The sequence below is a fragment of the Acidiphilium sp. 34-64-41 genome, from assembly GCF_002282635.1.
GTDB lineage: Bacteria > Pseudomonadota > Alphaproteobacteria > Acetobacterales > Acetobacteraceae > Acidiphilium > Acidiphilium rubrum.
The window spans coordinates 1-6,172 of sequence record NZ_NCJX01000130.1 but is presented as its reverse complement, the minus strand read 5'-3'; the positions used below and the strand labels follow the sequence as shown (position 1 = coordinate 6,172).

General features: G+C 61.1%; 7 protein-coding genes and 1 pseudogene. 2 read left to right on the top strand and 6 right to left on the bottom strand.

Annotated elements, in window-relative coordinates:
* A partial coding sequence (locus tag B7X49_RS17660; RefSeq protein ID WP_286840429.1) for a bifunctional diguanylate cyclase/phosphodiesterase occupies positions 1 to 720 on the top strand: 720 nt, incomplete at its 5' end.
* Between the two features lie 284 nt (positions 721 to 1,004).
* Here the strand turns inward: B7X49_RS17660 and B7X49_RS17655 are convergent.
* Positions 1,005 to 1,472 (bottom strand): hypothetical protein, encoded by a 468-nt coding sequence (locus B7X49_RS17655; protein ID WP_286705157.1) that lies wholly within the window; start codon positions 1,470 to 1,472, stop codon positions 1,005 to 1,007.
* 261 nt (positions 1,473 to 1,733) lie between these two features.
* Here B7X49_RS17655 and B7X49_RS17650 point away from each other — a divergent pair.
* Positions 1,734 to 1,967 (top strand): annotated as a pseudogene (locus B7X49_RS17650) (ISL3 family transposase); the annotation flags it as partial.
* 283 nt (positions 1,968 to 2,250) lie between these two features.
* Here the strand turns inward: B7X49_RS17650 and B7X49_RS17645 are convergent.
* From B7X49_RS17645 to B7X49_RS17625, 5 genes are all read right to left on the bottom strand, one after another.
* The gene (locus B7X49_RS17645) at positions 2,251 to 3,225 is read right to left on the bottom strand and encodes a sugar-binding protein (RefSeq protein WP_286705156.1); all 975 of its coding nucleotides are present in this window, start codon (positions 3,223 to 3,225) and stop codon (positions 2,251 to 2,253) included.
* 73 nt (positions 3,226 to 3,298) lie between these two features.
* On the bottom strand, positions 3,299 to 4,315 hold the full coding sequence (locus B7X49_RS17640) for an ABC transporter permease (RefSeq protein ID WP_286705155.1): 1,017 nt from the start codon (positions 4,313 to 4,315) through the stop codon (positions 3,299 to 3,301).
* Positions 4,312 to 5,052 (bottom strand): ATP-binding cassette domain-containing protein, encoded by a 741-nt coding sequence (locus B7X49_RS17635; protein WP_286705154.1) that lies wholly within the window; start codon positions 5,050 to 5,052, stop codon positions 4,312 to 4,314. The genes B7X49_RS17640 and B7X49_RS17635 overlap by 4 nt, the downstream gene beginning before the upstream one ends.
* Before the next feature lie 272 nt (positions 5,053 to 5,324).
* A complete protein-coding gene (locus B7X49_RS17630; protein ID WP_286840427.1) occupies positions 5,325 to 5,648 on the bottom strand; it encodes a hypothetical protein in 324 nt (107 codons plus the stop codon).
* A 171-nt stretch (positions 5,649 to 5,819) separates the two neighbouring features.
* Entirely contained in the window at positions 5,820 to 6,077 is a 258-nt protein-coding gene (locus B7X49_RS17625; RefSeq protein WP_286705152.1) for a hypothetical protein, read from the bottom strand.
* Positions 6,078 to 6,172: the final 95 nt, after the last annotated feature.

The window sequence follows — 6,172 nt, the reverse complement described above, 5'->3', positions numbered from 1 at the left end:
CTGATGTTCCAGCCCATTGTCCAAGTTTCGGATCGGCAGATCAAAGGCGTCGAAGCCCTCCTTCGCTGGCATCATCCGAGCCGTGGTCTCGTATCACCGACCCAGTTCATTCCGATCGCCGAAGAGAGCGGCTTCATTCGGGAACTCGGTGCCTGGGTCCTGCACCAGGCCTGTATGACGGCTCTCGAATGGCCAGATTCGGTGATGATTTCAGTAAATGTTTCGCCGCGACAGCTGGAACCCGGAGATTTTCCGGCCGTGGTTCAGGAAGCCTTGCGAGCGTCAGGTCTACCCGCCAGGCGGCTCAAACTCGAAGTGACCGAGTCAGTTCTCATTGCTAATCATGAAGCGAACATAAGGGTACTTCAGAACCTCAGAAGTCTGGGTGTCAGTCTCGCTCTGGATGATTTCGGGGTGGGGTATTCGTCCCTGTCGTATCTGAATACGTTCCGTTTCGATTTTCTCAAAATAGACAAGCAATTCATATCCGCAGTTCGAGATCGCGAAGACCGCCAGCCGGTATTCGAGGCTATCATGGGGATGGCCGCAGCCTTAAATCTTCCTGTGACAGCAGAGGGTGTCGAAACCGATATCCAGCTTGATTACGTCATCAGTCAGGGATGTTCGTTCGTCCAAGGCCACATCTTCGATCCGCCGTTGCAGGCGGATGTGTTGTATGGTCTTCTGTGGCGACAAGATTCTTCTGCTACCGCCCAGTAAATTTCCGTATAACCGCCCCACACCTACATGCTCAAGCCACTATCCTGACTGCGGCTGCGCTCCCGCGCCTGCAGCGCGGTTGCAGCCTGGGCCTCGGTCGGGCGGCGTCCTGTAGCCCGGTGCTGATCCTGGCGCCGGCGATAGTCGTCTAACCCGAAGTTTTCACTTCAGAATAATATGAAGAGTATGGAAAGCCGCGCGTAGAGTGAATTCCTTACGTTCCGATTGTGTCCATACACAGGGCTTGCGGCGCGACTCGATCTATGATTCCTGTCTGTTTCCCTTTAACAGGCTGCAGAAAAACGGCGGACTTCGCTGTTCCAGCAACCGTCCCACCAGCATGGGTGGGCGATCGAGTGGCCGAATTCCACTATTTTATCGCTCTCGTCGTCGGAATTTGCTGCCGAATCCTGATATCGGGCAGATTCCCGGCCTGACACCCTCTCATATCGGGTTCGCCCGGAGCACGGGCATTCGGACAAGGTTGTAGGCCGCCGGTTTGAGGGTGAACATCCAACCGACCAGCGGCGTTTGTTGTTATGGGCGACATGCGGCGTGACGCCCTGTCGTCGCATCTCGGCGACGAAGTCGGCAGTGTCATAGGCCTTGTCGGCGCCGAGGGCAGCACCCCGGTACGCGTCGCGCTCGCGCATCATCGCCGCCGCAGCCGCGCGCTCGGCCGTGCCGCTCGCCTGCGTCGCACAGACCGCAACGACGAGGTCGTTGCGGTTCTCCATCAGCAGGTGCCCCATGTGGCAGAGCTTGGTGCATGCGCTGTGCGCATGGAACCTTGAGCGCCTCCGCTCAGAGGGCATTCGGGAATAAGGCATGGGTGCGACTCGATGCGATGCCAGAGCGCAACGTGATGGCGCCGAAGCCAAACACACCAAGCAGTTTTCACGACCATCTTGCTCGACGCTGGGCCGAGGGCTGCACGTCCGGGCGGCCCTCGCTGCTGGAGATCAGAGACCTTGGCTACGCCGGCAGCCCATCTCATCTGGGCCGGCTGCGGGCTGCATGACGCCGACCTCTCAACACTTTATGGTATTCGCCGCTTCGTCCATACGCTGCGCCAAGATTTGGCGGCGGTTGGCAATGCAATAACCGAAACCTGGAGCAACGGTCAAACTGAAGGTCAGATCAACCGCCTGAAGACGCTGAAACGGGCGATGCACGGCCGTGCGGGCGTCGATTTGCTCCACCCGCAAATGATCCCTCTCAGTGTCAACCCACATCACACGAATTGAGGCAGAGCCCTTTAGAAGGGAAACTGACACCGCCAAAGGCGCCCTTCGTCATGACGCTGCGGCCCGACCGGATACCATGCCAAGCCGATCGCCGGCTACCACACCATCTCCGTGGTCACTGCATTGATCCAGTTCCCATGGCACCCACTCTGCCAGGCTACATCAAGAACGTACAGCCGCGATGCAGCGGCAGAAAATGGCTGAAACTCCCCCGCGGATCGAAATCCTAGCCAGGCCCTGGCAAATCCGAGCCGCAGGGGGCATTGTCAGCAGCCCACGCGCCCTACTTCATGAACTGGGCGACATTGTCCTTCGTCACGACATCGAGCCCGACATACTGGATCGTCTTTTCCGATTTGCCCTGTTTCAGGGCGCGCAGAATCTCCATCGCCTTCGCCCCCATCGCATAGGGCTGCTGGCCCACCAGCGCCGCGACCTCGCCCTTCTTGAGCTCGCTGAGCTCGGCCGGCAGCGTATCAGCGGAAACGATCGTCAGCTTGCCACTATCGATCGCCGCTTTGTGCTTGTTATAGAAATCGTCATAGGCGTTCTCGGTAAACAGCGGCCAGCCACCCACCGCGACGATCGCCGACAGATTGGGATTGGCGGTGGTCAGGTCGGTCATCTGCTGCATGCCGAGCGCGCTGTCGTCGTTGCAGAACGTTGGTGACCCGCCGACTTCTTTCCAGCCCGCGGCCTTCAAGACGTCGCGCACGCCATCGACCCGCTGCGCCAGATTCTCCGCCGCTGGCCCCCCAGAAATTACCGCATAGGTACCAGGCGTCGGGTGCGCCTTGACCAGTTGCTGGCCCAGATCCTTGCCGAGTTGCAGATTGTCGGTGCCGACATAGACCTGCCGCTTGGTGTCCGGCGCGTCGGCGTCGAACGTGATCACCGGAATGCCGGCGGCCCGCGCCCGCGCGATGACATGCGCGATCGAGCCAGGATCGGCGACCGAGATCGCGATACCGTCGATGCCGCGCGTGATCAGATCCTGCACCGTCTGCACCTCGGCCGCGGCGTCCTGCGTCACCGGGCCGGTATAGGTGCATTTCACATCGCCGAGCTTCTTTGCTTCCGCCATGCAGCCATCGCGCGACAGGTCGAAATACGGGTTGTTGAGCGATTTCGGCACAATCGCGAAATCATAGGTCTTGCCGGCCTTTGCCGGCGCCGGCGAAAGCAGCAATGCCCCCAGCACCGCGGCGGTGCCGGCGCCCGTCAGCCACAGCCCCGTTCTCTTATTGTTGGATGTCATCGTATCGATCCTCCGTTTTGTTGTCGTGATTATTATCATCGTTCGATAAGCCAGCGGAGCGGTTTCCCCCGCCCTATTGGCCAAGCCGTCGGCTACGCAGCCGATCGACCAGCACGGCCGCGATGATGATCGCGCCGACCACCGTCTGCTGCCAATATGTATTCACCCGCGCCAGTACCAACCCGTTGCGGATCACCTCGATCAGCGCCGATCCGACGATCGCACCGAGCGGGCCGCCGACGCCGCCGAGCAGATTGGCGCCCCCGATCACCGAGGCGGCGATGATGCGCAGCTCATACCCATCCGCCAGGTTGGCGGGCACCGAGCCGAGCCAGCCACCGAGCAGAATGCCGGACAGCGCGGCGGTAAGGCCCGATAGCACATAGACCCCGGTTTTGACCCGCTGCACCGGCACGCCGGTGAGCGCTGCCGCCCGCTCGTTGCCGCCGATCGCGAACACATAGCGGCCACGCGCGGTATGGTGCAGCAGCAATCCCATCATCACGCCGAGTGCGAGCAGATACAGCAGCGGCACCGGCAGGCCGAGCAGTGTGCCATCCGACAGGCGAAAGAACAGGTTCGCCTCCGGCCCGGTGATATCGACGCCCTGGCCGTTGGTGATGGCGTAGCACAGCCCTCTCACGATGCTCAGCATCCCAAGCGTGGTGACGAACGGTGCGAGCCCGGTATAAGCGATCAGCAACCCGTTGATCAGCCCGATCGTCGCACCCACCGCAAGGCCGCCCACCACCGAAATCGCCAGCACCGCGCCCGGCACCCCCGCAACCGCCGTCGGGCCGAGCGCACGGAACAGCATCGCCGCGATGATCGCGGACAACCCCATCGATGATCCTACCGAAAGGTCGATCCCGCCGGTGATGATGACCAGCGTCGAGCCGAAGGCAACGATGCCAATATACGAAAAATCAGTCAGTACGTTGCTGAGATTGCCGAAACTCAGAAACTCCGGCGCGACCACCGAAATTGCCGCCACCAGCAGCGCCAGCGCAAGCGTGACGTAGGCGGTCTGCGAAGCCAGAAAGCCGCGCGAATGCCAGGAAACCTGGCGCACATTGCTGAAATCGCTCATGCCGTTTCGAGCGCTCCGGTGATCAAGCCGGTGACCTCCTGCGGCGAGGAACTGGCGATTGCCTTGTTCGCCACCAGCCGGCCGCGCCGCAGCACCACCACCCGGTCGCACACGTCGAACACATCGGGCATCCGGTGGCTGATCAGCAACACGGCGATCCCGGCATCGCGCAACCGCAGGATCAACGCCAGGACCTCGGCAATCTGGCGCACGCTGATCGCCGCGGTCGGCTCGTCCATCAGGATCAGCTTGGCATCGGCAAGCCGCGTCCGCGCGATCGCCACCGCTTGGCGCTGCCCGCCGGACATCCGCCGTACCAACTCACCCGGCCGGGTTTCACTTTTCAATTCATTGAACAATTCGCCCGAGCGCTTTGCCATTGCGGCGTGGTCGAGCCAGCGAAATCCGGCAATCCGCCGGTGCAACTCGCGGCCGAGAAAAATATTGGCGGCCGCGCTCAGATTATCGGCAATCGCCAGATCCTGATGCACGACCTCGATCCCCGCCCTGCGCGCATCCACCGGTGCATGGAAATGCACCTCCTTGTCCTGAAACCGCATGGTCCCTTCGCTCTGGCGGAATACGCCGGCGATGATTTTCACCAGGGTCGATTTTCCTGCGCCATTATCACCCATCAGCCCGACGATTTCGCCCGGGCCGACCTGGAAACTGACATTACTGAGTGCCTGCACCGCCCCATACGACTTGCCGACATCCTCGAGCGTCAGCAGTGTCATGCCCTGGCCCGGGTATAATTCACGATGACTGGCTCCGTGGTTGCCCGAATTGCTCCGCGCATGACCGTTCTCCCTCTGCCACGATGGCATTATGCGGCGGCCTGCGCCGATCGCGTTTTTATGATCTGAGAGAAGCACTCTGTTGCTTACCAAGCAAGAGACAATCAAAAATATATCGCAGCAACGATTGCCTCCGGCTGCTCACCGGCAGGTCTGCTCACTCTTGAACCGCACTGGGTTTGCCGGAGGCTCAAGCTCTTGACAGAATGGGGCTATGGAGAAGCGGAAGGCGTCGAAGAAATATTCTGGGGAGGTTGGTCGCCGGAACTTACGCTGACGATGATAGGATCGAAGTTCTCTGCCTGCATGAGAGCGACATCGCCTTGCTTGGCAAGTTCCAGGCTGGCGACGAACGTACTCGACCACGCAGAGCGCCGACGCAACCGCGTTTGCGTTTCCGGTTGGGCCGTCTGCTGATTGGGTCCCGGCAACAGCTGCTCGAGGCTGAGCGCCGGCAGACGATAGATCGGCCTTGTGTCGACGACGTCGGCTGGATCATCTAACTGCTCGAGACACGCCCAGAGGAAGGCGATCATATCGACCTTGATGGAACTCCCGACCACGCCCCCGATCGCCTCTGATCGGCCGCGGGCAAAAACATCACGCCCCAACTGCGGACGCTACTCCAGCCACGCGCCCAACGCCTGGATCTCCTGCAACGCAACCAAACGGTCCAGCAGGTCAGACGCACGTCGTTCCGCCGCCTGTTACGCCGGCGTTTCCCTTGGCAAAAGCAGGTCAGACCGCAACAGCAGAGTCCAGGAGGCCATCACCACCCAGTCCGCCTGATGGCCCAGCGGAATTGTCGCCCGCGCCCGCTCCAATCGGTCAGCCAATTGGTCGAGCAGTTCGAGTAAACGCAGCGTCGACAGATCAATCTGATGCGCCCGCGCCTGGGCCAATAGCAGGGCCAGCGATCCGTCGAACCCATCCAGCACCGCGCCGGTCCCGATGATCGCGATCACCTACGGGATTCACACATTTGATTGGGTAGCGAGGGCGAAGCCTGCGGCCATTGAGGCGAAACGCGCCCATCCGGCACGCATGGTTTTTGGTCCCG

Excerpts from the sequence above, each read along its gene's own strand:
- B7X49_RS17640 (WP_286705155.1), bottom strand. The coding sequence starts at position 4,315 with ATGAGCGATTTCAGCAATGTGCGCCAGGTTTCCTGGCATTCGCGCGGC.
- B7X49_RS17655 (WP_286705157.1), bottom strand. The coding sequence starts at position 1,472 with ATGGGGCACCTGCTGATGGAGAACCGCAACGACCTCGTCGTTGCGGTC.
- B7X49_RS17635 (WP_286705154.1), bottom strand. The coding sequence starts at position 5,052 with ATGACACTGCTGACGCTCGAGGATGTCGGCAAGTCGTATGGGGCGGTG.
- B7X49_RS17630 (WP_286840427.1), bottom strand. The coding sequence starts at position 5,648 with ATGATCGCCTTCCTCTGGGCGTGTCTCGAGCAGTTAGATGATCCAGCC.
- B7X49_RS17645 (WP_286705156.1), bottom strand. The coding sequence starts at position 3,225 with ATGACATCCAACAATAAGAGAACGGGGCTGTGGCTGACGGGCGCCGGC.